The organism is Blastococcus deserti (assembly GCF_042682525.1).
Taxonomy (GTDB): Bacteria; Actinomycetota; Actinomycetes; order Mycobacteriales; family Geodermatophilaceae; genus Blastococcus_B; species Blastococcus_B deserti.
This window is the reverse complement of record NZ_JBHUHP010000030.1, coordinates 425,765-438,872: the sequence shown is the minus strand read 5'-3', so window position 1 is coordinate 438,872 and position 13,108 is coordinate 425,765. Positions and strand designations below refer to the sequence as shown.

General features: G+C 73.8%; 12 protein-coding genes. 7 read left to right on the top strand and 5 right to left on the bottom strand.

Translation table 11 applies throughout. The annotated features are described in order from the left end of the window. The first annotated feature begins 165 nt into the window (after positions 1 to 165). From tkt to ACFSHS_RS21990, 7 genes are all read left to right on the top strand, one after another. Positions 166 to 2,376 (top strand): transketolase, encoded by a 2,211-nt coding sequence (gene tkt, locus ACFSHS_RS22020; protein ID WP_376880909.1) that lies wholly within the window; start codon positions 166 to 168, stop codon positions 2,374 to 2,376. Between the two features lie 88 nt (positions 2,377 to 2,464). Then, the gene (gene tal, locus ACFSHS_RS22015) at positions 2,465 to 3,565 is read left to right on the top strand and encodes a transaldolase (protein ID WP_376880906.1); all 1,101 of its coding nucleotides are present in this window, start codon (positions 2,465 to 2,467) and stop codon (positions 3,563 to 3,565) included. 193 nt (positions 3,566 to 3,758) lie between these two features. After that, positions 3,759 to 5,276 (top strand): glucose-6-phosphate dehydrogenase, encoded by a 1,518-nt coding sequence (gene zwf / locus ACFSHS_RS22010; RefSeq protein ID WP_376880903.1) that lies wholly within the window; start codon positions 3,759 to 3,761, stop codon positions 5,274 to 5,276. Between the two features lie 46 nt (positions 5,277 to 5,322). Next, positions 5,323 to 6,378, top strand: coding sequence for a glucose-6-phosphate dehydrogenase assembly protein OpcA (locus ACFSHS_RS22005; RefSeq protein ID WP_376880901.1), 1,056 nt, complete (start codon positions 5,323 to 5,325; stop codon positions 6,376 to 6,378). A gap of 62 nt (positions 6,379 to 6,440) precedes the next feature. Continuing rightward, positions 6,441 to 7,202, top strand: a complete 762-nt coding sequence (gene pgl, locus ACFSHS_RS22000; RefSeq protein WP_376880898.1) for a 6-phosphogluconolactonase — start codon at positions 6,441 to 6,443, stop codon at positions 7,200 to 7,202. A 38-nt stretch (positions 7,203 to 7,240) separates the two neighbouring features. Further along, entirely contained in the window at positions 7,241 to 8,032 is a 792-nt protein-coding gene (locus ACFSHS_RS21995) for a PIG-L deacetylase family protein (RefSeq protein WP_376880896.1), read from the top strand. A 126-nt stretch (positions 8,033 to 8,158) separates the two neighbouring features. After that, positions 8,159 to 8,350, top strand: coding sequence for a hypothetical protein (locus ACFSHS_RS21990; protein WP_376880893.1), 192 nt, complete (start codon positions 8,159 to 8,161; stop codon positions 8,348 to 8,350). 18 nt (positions 8,351 to 8,368) lie between these two features. On the opposite strand, the gene ACFSHS_RS21985 is transcribed toward ACFSHS_RS21990, so the two are convergent. The 5 genes from ACFSHS_RS21985 to ACFSHS_RS21965 form a co-directional block, all read right to left on the bottom strand. Further along, positions 8,369 to 8,725 (bottom strand): RNA polymerase-binding protein RbpA, encoded by a 357-nt coding sequence (locus ACFSHS_RS21985; protein ID WP_458199567.1) that lies wholly within the window; start codon positions 8,723 to 8,725, stop codon positions 8,369 to 8,371. Positions 8,726 to 8,846: 121 nt separating this feature from the next. Continuing rightward, positions 8,847 to 9,080: a preprotein translocase subunit SecG gene (gene secG / locus ACFSHS_RS21980; protein ID WP_376880888.1), complete on the bottom strand. Its 234-nt coding sequence runs from the start codon at positions 9,078 to 9,080 to the stop codon at positions 8,847 to 8,849. 143 nt (positions 9,081 to 9,223) lie between these two features. Next, positions 9,224 to 11,005, bottom strand: a complete 1,782-nt coding sequence (locus ACFSHS_RS21975) for an ABC transporter substrate-binding protein (RefSeq protein ID WP_376880885.1) — start codon at positions 11,003 to 11,005, stop codon at positions 9,224 to 9,226. 49 nt (positions 11,006 to 11,054) lie between these two features. After that, a complete protein-coding gene (gene tpiA / locus ACFSHS_RS21970; protein WP_376880883.1) occupies positions 11,055 to 11,903 on the bottom strand; it encodes a triose-phosphate isomerase in 849 nt (282 codons plus the stop codon). Beyond that, positions 11,903 to 13,108, bottom strand: a complete 1,206-nt coding sequence (locus ACFSHS_RS21965) for a phosphoglycerate kinase (protein ID WP_376880880.1) — start codon at positions 13,106 to 13,108, stop codon at positions 11,903 to 11,905. The genes tpiA and ACFSHS_RS21965 overlap by 1 nt, the downstream gene beginning before the upstream one ends.

The window sequence follows — 13,108 nt, the reverse complement described above, 5'->3', positions numbered from 1 at the left end:
TGATCACGTTGTTGCCGCGTGTGCAGCGGGTAGGGCCGACATCGACGTGACGACGGTGTGTCCCCGGCCCGGCGCCGGTCCGGGCGCAACGCTCAGCCACACGACGCTCAGCCACACGACGCTCAGCCACACGACGAGGGCCACATTCGAGGGAGCACCCAGCAGATGACGCAGAGCACCCGCTCCGAGGCGCCGGCCGAGGCCGCCACCGACAGCCCCACCGGAAGCCCGGCCCAGCCGCGGCCGACCCTTCCGGCCGACTTCGGCGACCTCGACCGGCGCGCCATCGACACCGCGCGGGTGCTGGCGATGGACGCCGTCCAGAAGGTGGGCAACGGGCACCCGGGAACGGCGATGAGCATGGCGCCCACCGCCTACCTGCTCTTCCAGAAGTGGCTGCGCCACGACCCGACCGACCCGAACTGGGTGGCGCGGGACCGATTCGTGCTCTCCATGGGTCACTCCAGCCTGACCCTGTACATCCAGCTCTACCTGTCCGGCTACGGCCTCGAGCTGGACGACCTGAAGGCGCTGCGCACCTGGGGCTCCAGGACCCCCGGCCACCCCGAGGTCAACCACACCCCGGGCGTCGAGACCACCACCGGCCCGCTGGGGCAGGGCGTCGGCAACGCCGTCGGTATGGCGATGGCTGCCCGGCGCGAGCGCGGCATGTTCGACCCCGACACCGCCGAGGGCGAGAGCCTCTTCGACCACACCATCTGGTGCTTCGCCTCCGACGGCGACCTGGAGGAGGGGGTAAGCGCCGAGGCGTCGTCGCTGGCCGGGACCCAGCAGCTGGGCAATCTGGTCGTCGTCTACGACGACAACCAGATCTCCATCGAGGACGACACCGACGTGGCCTTCACCGAGGACGTCGGCACGCGGTACGAGGCCTACGGGTGGCACGTCCAGCACGTCGACGACGGCGAGGACCTCGCCGCGGTCGACGCCGCCTTCGCCGCGGCCAAGGCCGAGACCGGCCGGCCCTCGCTCATCGTGCTGCGGACGATCATCGCCTGGCCCGCCCCCAACAAGCAGAACACCGGCGCCGCCCACGGGTCCGCCCTCGGGGACGAGGAGGTCCGGGCCACGAAGGAGATCCTCGGGTTCGACCCGGAGCAGACGTTCGAGGTCGCCCCCGAGGTCATCGACCACGCGCGGAAGGTCGTCGACCGCGGCCGGGAGGCCCACGCGGCCTGGCAGGAGCGCTTCGACGCCTGGAAGGCCGGCAACCCGGACGGCGCGGCGCTGCTCGACCGCATGCGCACCCGCACCCTCCCGAAGGGCTGGGCCGACGGGCTGCCCTCGTGGGACGCCGACCCCAAGGGCATGGCCACCCGCAAGGCGTCGGGCGAGGTCCTCGCGGCCGTCTACCCGGTGCTGCCGGAGCTGTGGGGCGGCTCGGCCGACCTGGCCGAGAGCAACAACACCGCGGTCAAGGGCGAGCCGTCGTTCCTGCCGGCCAACCGCCAGACCAAGATGTGGTCCGGCGGCCCGTACGGCCGGATCCTGCACTTCGGCGTCCGCGAGCACGGGATGGGCGCGATCATGAACGGGATCGCGCTGCACGGCGGCACCCGCGTCTACGGCGGCACGTTCTTGACGTTCTCCGACTACATGCGCGGCGCGGTGCGGCTGGCCGCCCTCATGCAGCTCCCGGTCATCTACGTGTGGACGCACGACTCGATCGGTCTCGGGGAGGACGGCCCGACCCACCAGCCGATCGAGCACTTCGCCGCGCTGCGGGCCATCCCCGGCCTCGACGTGGTCCGCCCGGCCGACGCCAACGAGACCGCCGTCGCCTGGCGGACGATCCTGGAGAACAACGACCGCCCGGCCGGGTTGCTGCTGTCGCGGCAGAACCTGCCGGTCTTCGACCGCACGCAGTTCGGCTCCGCAGAAGGCGTGGCGCGGGGCGCGTACGTCCTGGCGGAGGCCTCGAACGGCAGCCCGGAGGTCATCCTCATGGGCACCGGCTCGGAGGTGCAGATCGCGGTCGCCGCCCGGGAGCGGCTGGAGGCCGACGGCGTGCCGACCCGCGTGGTCTCCGTCCCGTGCGTCGAGTGGTTCGCCGACCAGGACCAGGCCTACAAGGACGAGGTGTTCCCGCCGTCGGTCCGCGCGCGGGTCAGCGTCGAGGCCGGCGTGCCGATGGGCTGGCGGGAGTTCGTCGGCGACGCCGGCCGGATCGTCGGCCTCACCCACTACGGGGCCAGCGCCGCCTACAGCGTCCTGTACGAGGAGTTCGGCCTCACCGACGAGGCGGTCGTCGCCGCCGCGCGCGAGAGCATCGAGGCGGCTGCCTCCGGCACCGCAGTCCCCGCCGGACCGGTCGCCGCGACCGGCGGGCTCCCCTATCCCACCGGCGATCGCTGAGCGACCCAGCCGCCCCCACCACTCGCAGGCTCGCGGCGGGACCCTCCAGCCGGGCCGTTCCCCACCCCATCGAGAAGGGCACAGAGACATGGCACAGAACGAGAAGCTGGCCGAGCTGTCCGAGGCCGGGGTCGCCGTCTGGCTGGACGACCTCTCCCGCGACCGCATCCGCAGCGGCAACCTGCAGTCCCTCGTCGACGAGTACTCGGTCGTCGGCGTCACCACCAACCCCACGATCTTCGCCGCGGCGATCAGCGGATCGGACTCCTACGACGACCAGTTGCACGCCCTCGCCGTGCGCAAGGTCAGCGTCGAGGAGGCCCTGCGGACCATCACCGCGGCCGACGTCCGGGACGCCTGCGACCTGCTGGCCCCCGTGGCGGAGGCCTCCCCCGGTGACGGCCGGGTCTCCTTGGAGGTTGCCCCTGGGCTGGCGCACGACACCGACGCCACGGCCGCCGAGGCCGGGCACCTGTGGTGGCTGGTGGACCGGCCGAACCTGTACATCAAGATCCCCGCGACGGAGGCGGGCCTGCCCGCGATCACCGAGTCCATCGCCAACGGGATCAGCGTCAACGTCACCTTGATCTTCAGCCTCGACCGGTACCGCGCGGTCATGGACGCGTACCTCTCCGGGCTGGAGAAGCGGGTGGCGAACGGCGCCTCCCTCTCGGGCATCGCGTCGGTGGCCTCCTTCTTCGTCTCCCGGGTGGACACCGAGATCGACAAGCGCCTCGACAAGGCCGGCGCCGACCCGTCCCTGAAGGGGAAGGCCGGGATCGCCAACGCCCAGCTCGCCTACCAGGCCTACGAGGAGGTCTTCTCCTCCGACCGGTGGCGGGCGCTGGAGGCGCAGGGCGCCGTGCCGCAGCGGCCCCTGTGGGCGTCGACGGGCGTGAAGAACCCCGAGTACTCCGACACGATGTACATCAGCGAGCTCATCGCACCGGGCACGGTCAACACCATGCCGGAGAAGACGATGATGGCCTACGCCGACCACGGCAGCCCTGGCACGCCGGTGCAGAAGGCCTACGACGAGGCCGCCGCGGTCATGCAGTCGGTCCGGGACGCCGGGGTGGACCTCGACGACGTCTTCCGGGTGCTGGAGAAGGAGGGCGTGCAGAAGTTCGCCGACTCGTGGGACGAGCTAACCGAGTCCGTCCGCACGCAGCTGGAGGACAAGGCCTGAGCCCGGCCACCGACGCCGACCGCACGCCGACGGGCAACGGCCGCTGCTTTCCCTGACCCACGACGCCGCGCCGGCTCATCGCGGCGCAGCGCCGGGGGAACGGGTACAGCCGCACGATCCGACCGCTGATCCGCCCCGTCGCCCGGTCCACCGCCGGGCCGGCGACGGGTTCCCTCCGACCTCGAGGACCGACATGATCCCCAACCCGCTGCGCGATCCGCGCGACCGGCGGCTGCCGCGGGTACCCGAGCCCTGTGCACTCGTCGTCTTCGGCATCACCGGCGACCTGGCACGCAAGAAGCTGCTGCCCGCGGTCTACGACCTCGCCAACCGCGGGCTCCTGCCGACCAACTTCGCGCTGCTGGGCTTCGCCCGTCGCGACTGGGGGGACCAGGACTTCGCGGAGCTGTCCCGCAAGGCCGCCCGGGAGCACGCCCGCACCCCGTGGCGGGAGGACGTGTGGGAGCAGCTGGCCGCCGACATCACGTTCGTGCAGGGCTCGTTCGACGACGACGACGCCTTCGACCGGCTGGCCGCGACGCTGGCCGAGCTGGAGGGCAGCCACGGCATCGGGGGCAACGCGGCCTTCTACCTCTCCATCCCCCCGGCCATGTTCCCCACCGTCCTCAAGCAGATGCAGCGCACCGGGATGGCCGAGAGCACGCCCGACCGCTGGCGACGGGTGGTCGTCGAGAAGCCCTTCGGCGAGGACCTGCCCTCCAGCCGTCAGCTCAACGAGCTGGTCGACTCGGTGTTCAGCGCCGAGGACGTCTTCCGCATCGACCACTACCTGGGCAAGGAGACGGTCCAGAACCTGATGGCGCTGCGGTTCGCCAACACCCTCTTCGAGCCGGTCTGGAACGGTCACCACGTCGACTCGGTGCAGATCACGATGGCCGAGGACGTCGGCATCGGCGGGCGGGCGGGCTTCTACGAGAAGACCGGCGCCGCCCGCGACGTCCTGCAGAACCATCTTCTGCAGCTGCTGGCCCTGACGGCCATGGAGGAGCCGGTCGAGTTCTCCGCCGAGGAGATCCGCACCGAGAAGCTCAAGGTGCTGCGGGCCATCTCGGTGCCGGAGGACATGGAGACCTTCGCCGTCCGCGGGCAGTACGAGCAGGGCTGGCTCGCCGGGGAGCGGGTCCACGGGTACCGGCAGGAGGAGGGCGTGGACCCCGAGTCCACGACCGAGACGTTCGCCGCCGTGCGGCTGGGCGTGGAGACCCGCCGGTGGGCCGGCGTGCCCTTCTACCTCCGCACGGGCAAGCGACTGCCCCGCCGGGTCACCGAGATCGCCCTGGTGTTCAAGCGCGCACCCCACCTGCCCTTCGCCGACACCGACACCGAGGAGCTCGGCAACAACCAGCTCGTCGTGCGGGTCCAGCCCGACGAAGGGGTCACCCTCAAGTTCGGGTCGAAGGTTCCGGGGAGCGTGATGGAGGTCCGGGACGTGTCCATGGACTTCCTGTACGGCGAGCAGTTCACCGAGAGCAGCCCCGAGGCCTACGAGCGACTGCTGCTCGACGTGCTGCTCGGCGACGCGACGCTCTTCCCCCGCAACGCCGAGGTGGAGGCGTCCTGGGCGGTGATCGACCCCCTGGAGGAGTTCTGGGCCGGCTCGACGCCGCACCCCTACCGCGCCGGCGAGTGGGGTCCCCGCGCGGCGGACGAGATGCTGGCCGCCGAGAACCGACGGTGGCGGCGTCCGTGAGCGGTGCCGGACCCGGTACCGCCCGCACCCGAGCAGAGGAGACGCCATGACGACGCTCTGGGACACCACCGGCTCGGCCGTGGTGAAGGAGCTGGCCGCGCAGCGACGCACCGGCGGCGCGGTGCTGTCCGGCGTCGCGCTCACGCTGATCGTCGTCGCCGACGAGAGCCGGGTCACCGAGGCGGAGGAGGCGGCGACGCACGCGGCCGAGATGCATCCGTGCCGGCTGCTGGTCGTCGTCCGCCGGCAGATCGACGCACCGGTCCCCCGCCTCGACGCCGAGGTGCAGATCGGGGGCCGGCTGGGCCCCGGCGAGGCCGTCGTGATGCGGATGTACGGCCGGCTGGGCTTGCACGCGGAGTCGGTGGTGCTGCCGCTGCTGGCCGCCGACGCCCCGGTGGTGGCCTGGTGGCACGCCGCTCCCCCGGAGCAGCTGGCCACCGATGCCCTCGCCGTCTTCGCCGACCGTCGGATCACCGACAGCTCGATGGCCGAGGACTGCCTGGCGGCGCTGCGCACCCGCGCGATCGACTACGCCCCCGGTGACACCGACCTGGCGTGGACCCGCAGCACCGGCTGGCGGGCGATCCTCACCTCGACGCTGGACTCGGTGTCCGGCCGGCGCGGCGCCCCCGTGCAGGTGCACGGCGGCCGGGTGACCGGCGACCCGGCCAGCCCGACCGCCCAGCTGCTGGCCGGGTGGCTGTCCTCCCGCTGCGGCTGCGCGATCACGGTCGAGGAGGCGTCCCGGACGCCCGGCCAGAGCGGGGTCGAGTCCGTCGTCCTCACCCTGGACCAGGACGAGGAGGTGCGGGTCCATTCCGACCGCAAGGGCGGGGCGGTGATCAGCCAGCCGTTCCGGCCGGACGCGGCGGTGCCCCTCCCCGAGCGCGACCTGGGCGACCTGCTCAGCGAGGAGCTGCGCCGCCTGGATCCCGACGAGCCCTACAGCGACGCCCTGGAGGCGGCGACCGGTGTGACCGGGCTGGCCGAGCGCCCCTCCCAACGCGAGTACGTCTGGTTCGACCCGGCCGAAGCCGAGAACGGCAACGGACGGCCGCGCAAGCGGGCGGCGGCGGCCAGGCGGGGCGACGGCTCGTGAGAAAGGACCCCCCTGCCCCCCACCACTCGCAAGCTCGCGGCGGGCCCCTGCAGGAGGGCCACGTGCCGGACGTGGTGGTCGAGGTCGACGCCGCGCACCTCGCGCGGTCGGTGGCCGAGGCCCTCGTCGCGCGGCTCGCCGCGGCCCAGGCCGTGCACGGGACGGCGTCGGTCGTGCTCACCGGCGGCGGGATCGGCACCGCCGTCCTCGAGGAGGTCGCCGACGTGGCGGCCGAGCCGGTCCGCGAGACGGTCGACTGGGCGGCGGTCGATGTCTGGTGGGGCGACGACCGGTTCGTCCCCGCGGCCGACGACGAGCGCAACGAGAAGGCGGCCCGCCGGGCGCTGCTCGACGTCGTCGGGGTACCGGCGGCACGGGTGCACGCCATGCCGGCCTCGGACGGCGAGTTCGCCGAGCCGGAGGACGCCGCCGCCTGGTACGCCGACGAGCTCGCCGCCGCGGCCGGGGACGGGCGTGCCCTGCCCCGCTTCGACGTGCTGCTGCTGGGCATGGGCCCGGAGGGGCATGTCGCGTCCATCTTCCCCGGGACGCCGGCAGCCCGGGACGAGCGTCCCGTCGTGGCGGTGCGCGACTGCCCCAAGCCCCCGCCCACGCGCGTGAGCCTCGGCTTCTCCGCCATCAACGCCGCCGAGGAGGTCTGGCTGCTGGTGTCCGGCGAGGCGAAGGCACCCGCCGTCGCCGCGGCCCTGGCCGAGGGCACGGACCCGGTGCAGCTCCCGGCGGCCGGCGTCCGGGGCGTGCGGGCGACCAGGTGGTTGCTCGACCGCGCCGCCGCGGGCAAGCTGCCCGCACCACCCGGCTAGCCGACCGGCGGGCCGGGATCCGGACGACGGACGGGCCCATGACAGAGACGACGGCCGGACCGGTGCGGGACCGGCTGCTCGACGTCCGGCCGGGTGACCGGTGGCTGGTCGCCGTGGCACATCCCGACGACGAGTCGTTCGGCTGCGGTTCGACGATCGCGCATGCCGCCGCCCGGGGCGCCGAGGTGACGGTGGCCTGTGCGACCCGGGGCGAGGCCGGTGAACCCGCGCCGGGCTCCCCGGACGGCGACCTCGGCACGGTGCGGGAGGGCGAGCTGCGCCGCGCGGCCGCCCGGCTGGGCGTGGGCCGCGTCGAGCTCCTGGGCTACCGCGACTCCGGCTTCGACGGCGATCCGCCGGCCGGCTCGCTCTGCGCCGCGTCCGTCCCCGAGGTCGCCGACGTCCTCCGCCGGCTGGTCCGCGAGCTGCGTCCCGACGTGCTGCTGGTCCTCGACGGGAGCGACGGTCACCGGGACCACCTGCACGTGGGGGCCGCCGCACGGGCCGCGCTCCAGGGCATGGACGGCGGCGCGCCGCTGCTCGTCGAGCACTGCCTGCCCAACAGCCTGCTGCGCCGGTGGCTGCAGGAGATGCGGTCGCTGCGTCCCGACACCGCCTACCACGCGCTCGACCCCGCGACCCTGGGCCGGGACGACGCGGACATCACCGACGTCCTCGACACCGCCGGTGTCCTCGACCGCCGGGAGGCGGCCATGGCCGAGCACCGCTCGCAGGCGTCGCCGTTCGACGGGCTCAGCCCGGACCTGCGCCGGGCGTTCCTGGTGCGCGACCACCTGGCGCGGGTCGACGTCCCCGGTGACCGGGCGTAGCGACCAGCCGCAGGCGGCGGCGCACGCACGTATCCGGGGGGACGGCGCGTGCCCTCTTCCCGGCGGGCGCGGCATGCTGCCGCCCAGTCCGGCCGTGCCGGACTCATGTGCACCAGGAGCGCACCCATGACCCTCGACGACCAGACCGTCCCGGACCTCGCCGCCGCCGACCTCGTCCCGGCGCCCCGCGCCTCCGTCGCCTGGACCGAGCCAGGGGCGCTCCCCCGGGGCCCGCGTCCCCGGTCGGAGTACTGGGACGTCGAATCGGCGCGGTGGGTCGCCCGCTCACCCGTCCCCGGCCCCCGTCGGGGCGACTGAGGCGGGCGGCCGCCGGCCTCAGGCGCCGCGGCGCTGGTGCAGCCGGGTGAGGGCTTCCTCGAGCAGGGCGTCACCGTCGGCGTCGCTGCGCCGCTCCCGCACGTAGGCCAGGTGGGTCTTGTAGGGCTCGGTCCGCGGCGCCGGCGGCGGGTTCTGCTGGTCCTGTCCGGCCGGGAGGCCGCAGCGCGGGCAGTCCCAGAGCTCGGGCACGTCGGCGTCCGACGCGAAGGCGACCCGCGTCTCGTGCCGGTTCGCGCACCAGAACGAGATGCGGTTCCGCGGTGCCGCCTCGCCGCGCTCTGCCTCACCCATCGGACCTGCTCCGACCCGGGTGCCCCGGATCGCGTTGCCACCAGCCACGAGCGCCCCCTGCATCCTCCGCCGATCGCGCCGCCGATCACGGCCGCGCGGGCAGTCTAGGGCCTCGAAGGACGATCTCCGGTCACGTTTTCGTGCCGGATGGATTCGTTCTGCGACCGGGGCGCACGAGAGCCGGCTACACCTTGAGCAGGATGCCGAGCCCGACGATGCAGACGGTCCAGATCAGGGCGCAGAACACCGTCAGCCGGTTGAGGTTCTTCTCCACGACCGAGGAGCCGCTCAGCGAGGAGGACACCGCGCCGCCGAACATCGAGGACAGACCGCCGCCCTTGCCCCGGTGCAGCAGGATCAGCACCACGAGGAGCGCGCTGGTGAGCACCAGCAGCACGTTGAGGACCAGCTCGATCATGAGTTCTCCAGGCTAGGCGGCCGGCAGGACGACACCGGGCTCTGGCCTCCGAGCGTAACCGACGCCCGGCGGCCCCCGGCCCCGGCGCGCATCCGCCCCGCTCCGTGCCTCACCGGCACCTGGTCGTCCCCAGCCCGGACCGGTCAGCGCACGCCGGCGGTGGCCAGGTCGTAGCCGCTGTAGGGCTGCATCACCACGCCGTTGCGCAGTCGCTGGCCGGCGACCAGCTGCACCCGTGTCTCGGCCAGCGGGACGTACACCGACATGGACTGCACCGCCGCGGCCACCTCGCGCCAGTCGGCCGGGTCGCCCGTCGTCCGCGCCGTGTCCACCAGCGCGTTGACCGCCGGGTCGTCGAGCCGGGCGTAGTTGGTGTTGCCGACGTCGCGGATGCTGCGCCCGTCGACCAGCGGCGTCAGGAAGGAGGCCGGCGTCGGGAAGTCCGCCGTCCACGTGGCGAGGACGAGCCCGAAGCCGTTGGCGGCCACGCTGGCGGGGTTCCCGACGTCCGTGGCGTAGAAGGTGGTGGCGCTCAGCGGCCGGACCTCCACCTGGATCCCGACCTCGGCCAGCTGCGCCGCGATCTGGTCGGCGACGTCGACGCTGGTCGGCGTGTCGGCGACCGCCAGGACGGTGCTGAACCCGTCGGGCTGCCCGCAGGCCTGGAGCGAGGCGCGGGCCGCGGACAGGTCCCGTTCCGGATCCGGGTCCTCGGGACCACCGCCCAGGCCGCGCGGCCACAGCTGCGACCGGCGGACCGCGTTGACCGCGCCGCCGAGCCGCTCCTGCACCGCCGCGCGGTCCACCGCCGCGGCCACCGCGGCCCGGCAGTCGGCGTTGTCCATCGGCGCCACGTCGGTCGGCAGCGCCAGCAGCCGGAGCGCCCCGGTGGTCGTGTCGTCGACCCGGTCGCGGACCGGGTGGTCCTCGTCCAGGGCCAGCCGGGCCGTGGTCGCCGGCTGGACGCCGGTGCCCGTCATGTCCACGTCGGCAGAGCCGGCCAGCAGCGCCTGGTCACGCTCGACCCCGGTCAGCCCGGTGCGGACGACGACCCGGTCGGGCAGCGCGGTCCGGACGGCGTCGGTGTCGGGATCCCACTCGGGATTGCGCTCGAGCAGGATGCCGGTCGCGGGGTCCACGGAGCTGACGGCGTAGGGCCCGGAGGAGACCGGGTCGCGGCCGTACTCGGCGGCGGTGTCGGCCTCGATGGGCACGGGGCTGCTCGACGGCAGGGCCATGACGAAGGGGAAGTCGGGTTGCGGCGCCCGGAGCCGGAAGACGATCGTCCGGTCGTCGGGGGTCTCGATGGCGGCCAGGCCCAGCTTGTCCGGCGACTCGTCCTGATAGGGGCCGGCGTAGGGGTTGGCGGGATCGTCGAGCAGGTCGACGACGTAGGTGGGTCCCCCGACGATCACGTCGGACGCGAAGGAGCGCTCGATGCCGTACTTGAGGTCGCGGCTGGTGACGGACCGGCCGTTCTCGAACCGAACGCCGTCGCGCAGGGTGAACGTCCAGGTCCGCCCGTCCTCGGACGCCGTCCCGAGGTCCGTGGCGAGGTCGGGGACCAGTTCGTCGGTGTGGCCGGGCTCGGAGGAGTACGTGACCAGCGTGCGGGTGTAGAGCCGCATGAGGTTCCAGACACCGGGCAGGTAGGACCGCTGCGGATCGAGGCTGTCGACCTCGGCCGACACCACCCGCAGCGTGTCCCCGGTCTGCGTGGAGGGTGCGCGCACACCGGTCACCCCGGCATCGGGGGTTCCCTCCACCACGGGGACGTCGGCGCGGCCGCCGGATCCGCCACCGCAGCTGACGGCGATCACGACCACGAGCAGGACGCCGGCCGCGGCGGCCAGGACGCGCCGGCGGGGCCAGTCGCGCGCCCACGCCGGGAGCCGCCTCCGCAGCCGCTCCAGGGTGCTCTCCACTGCCTGCTGCCCGCCCCCACCCACATGCGGCCGGCGGCGGCAGCGGGGCTCAGCTGCCGTCGGCGGCGATCCGACAGATCTGCGCGAACTCGTCGGCGTCCAGGCTGGCGCCGCCGACGAGTGCACCGTCGATGTCCGGCCCGGCCAGGATCCCGGCCGTGCTCGCGGCCTTCACCGACCCGCCATAGAGGATACGGACGGAGGCGGCCGTCTCCGGGCCGAACCGCTCGGCGAGCCGCGCCCGGAGTGCTCCGCAGACCTCTTGCGCGTCCTCGGGGGTGGCGACCTCGCCGGTTCCGATGGCCCAGACCGGCTCGTACGCGATGACGATCGGCGCACCGTCCGGGCCGCCCCCGCCGATCTGCTCCGCAGTCAGGCCCTCCAGCGAGGCATCGAGCTGGCTGGTGCAGAAGGCCACGTGCTCCCCGGCGCGCCGGACGTCGAGCCCCTCCCCCACGCAGACGATCGGCACGATGCCGTGCCGCAGGGCCGCCTGCGCCTTGGCCGCGACCACCGCGTCGTCCTCGTGGTGCATGGCCCGCCGCTCGGAGTGGCCGACGGTGACGTACTGGCAGGCCAGCGCCGCGAGCATCCCGCCGCTGACCTCACCGGTGTAGGCGCCGGAGTCGTGCACGGACAGGTCCTGCGCGCCGTAGCCGACGGGGAGCTTGTCGCCGGTCACCAGCGTCTGCACGCTGCGCAGCGCGGTGAACGGCGGCAGGACGACGACCTCGGCGGTGTCGAGCACCGCTTCGGGAACGCTGAACGCCAGCTTCTGCACCAGGCCGATGGCCTCGAGGTGCGTCAGGTTCATCTTCCAGTTGCCGGCGATGAGCGTCCGCCGGTCCTCCCCCTGGAAGGCGCCGCGCCTCGGCGCCGACCGTTCCTTGCGCGCCATCACTGCCCCGATCCGTCGGCGAGCACGACCAGACCGGGCAGCTCCCGGCCCTCGAGGTACTCCAGCGACGCGCCGCCGCCGGTGCTGATGTGGCCGTAGGCGTCCTCGTCCAGACCGAGCTGACGGACGGCGGCGGCGGAGTCGCCCCCACCGACGACCGACAGCCCGTCGACCGCGGCGACGGCCTGCGCGACGCCGCGGGTGCCGGCCTGGAAGGGCGCCAGCTCGAACACGCCCATCGGGCCGTTCCAGAACACCGTGCGGGCGTTGCCCAGTTCCGCGCCGAACGCCTCGACGGTGCGCGGGCCGACGTCGAGCCCCATCTGGCCGTCGGGGATCGCGTCGACAGGGACGACGGTGGTCTCGACCTCGGCGCTGAACTCCGGCGCGCAGACGACGTCGACCGGCAGCACGATGCGGTCGCCGGCCTCGGCCAGGAGCCGGCGACAGGTGTCGACCTGGTCGGCCTCGAGCAGGGACCTGCCCACCCCGTGGCCCTGCGCGGCGAGGAAGGTGAAGCACATCCCGCCACCGACCAGCAGCCGGTCGACCTTGGGCAGCAGCGCCTCGATGACCGCGAGCTTGTCGCTGACCTTGGAGCCGCCGAGGACGACGACGTACGGCCGCAGCGGGTCGGTGGTCAGCCGGGTGAGCACCTCGAGCTCGCGGGCCACCAGCCGGCCGGCGTAGCGCGGCAGGCGCTGCGCCACGTCGAACACGGACGCGTGCTTGCGGTGCACCGCCCCGAAGGCGTCGTCGACGTACACGTCGGCGAGGGCGGCGAACCGGTCGGCCAGCTTTCCGCGCTCGGCGTCGTCCTTCGACGTCTCCGCGGCCTCGAAGCGCACGTTCTCCAGCAGGAGGACGTCGCCGTCGCCGAGGGCCTCGGCCTTCGCGCGGGCGTCGTCGCCGGCGACGTCGGCGGTCAGGGGGACCGTCGTGCCCAGCAGCTCGCCCAGCCGCGCCGCCACCGGCGCGAGGGAGAACTGCGGGTCGGGGGCGCCCTTGGGCCGCCCGAGGTGCGCGGAGACGATCACCCGCGCGCCGGCGTCGCGCAGCGCCTGCACCGTGGGCAGGCTGGCGCGGATCCGGCCGTCGTCGGTGATGGCCCGGGTGGTCTTGTCCAGCGGGACGTTCAGGTCGGCGCGCAGGAACACGCGCCGGCCCGAGACGCCCTCGGCGAGGAGGTCGTCCAGAGATCGCAT

What these genes read in the sequence shown, in the direction of transcription:
- tkt (WP_376880909.1), top strand. Translation starts at nt 166, where the DNA reads ATGACGCAGAGCACCCGCTCCGAGGCGCCGGCCGAGGCCGCCACCGAC.
- tal (WP_376880906.1), top strand. Translation starts at nt 2,465, where the DNA reads ATGGCACAGAACGAGAAGCTGGCCGAGCTGTCCGAGGCCGGGGTCGCC.
- zwf (WP_376880903.1), top strand. Translation starts at nt 3,759, where the DNA reads ATGATCCCCAACCCGCTGCGCGATCCGCGCGACCGGCGGCTGCCGCGG.
- ACFSHS_RS22005 (WP_376880901.1), top strand. Translation starts at nt 5,323, where the DNA reads ATGACGACGCTCTGGGACACCACCGGCTCGGCCGTGGTGAAGGAGCTG.
- ACFSHS_RS21995 (WP_376880896.1), top strand. Translation starts at nt 7,241, where the DNA reads ATGACAGAGACGACGGCCGGACCGGTGCGGGACCGGCTGCTCGACGTC.
- ACFSHS_RS21990 (WP_376880893.1), top strand. Translation starts at nt 8,159, where the DNA reads ATGACCCTCGACGACCAGACCGTCCCGGACCTCGCCGCCGCCGACCTC.
- ACFSHS_RS21985 (WP_458199567.1), bottom strand. Translation starts at nt 8,725, where the DNA reads ATGCAGGGGGCGCTCGTGGCTGGTGGCAACGCGATCCGGGGCACCCGG.
- secG (WP_376880888.1), bottom strand. Translation starts at nt 9,080, where the DNA reads ATGATCGAGCTGGTCCTCAACGTGCTGCTGGTGCTCACCAGCGCGCTC.
- tpiA (WP_376880883.1), bottom strand. Translation starts at nt 11,903, where the DNA reads ATGGCGCGCAAGGAACGGTCGGCGCCGAGGCGCGGCGCCTTCCAGGGG.
- ACFSHS_RS21965 (WP_376880880.1), bottom strand. Translation starts at nt 13,108, where the DNA reads ATGCGATCTCTGGACGACCTCCTCGCCGAGGGCGTCTCGGGCCGGCGC.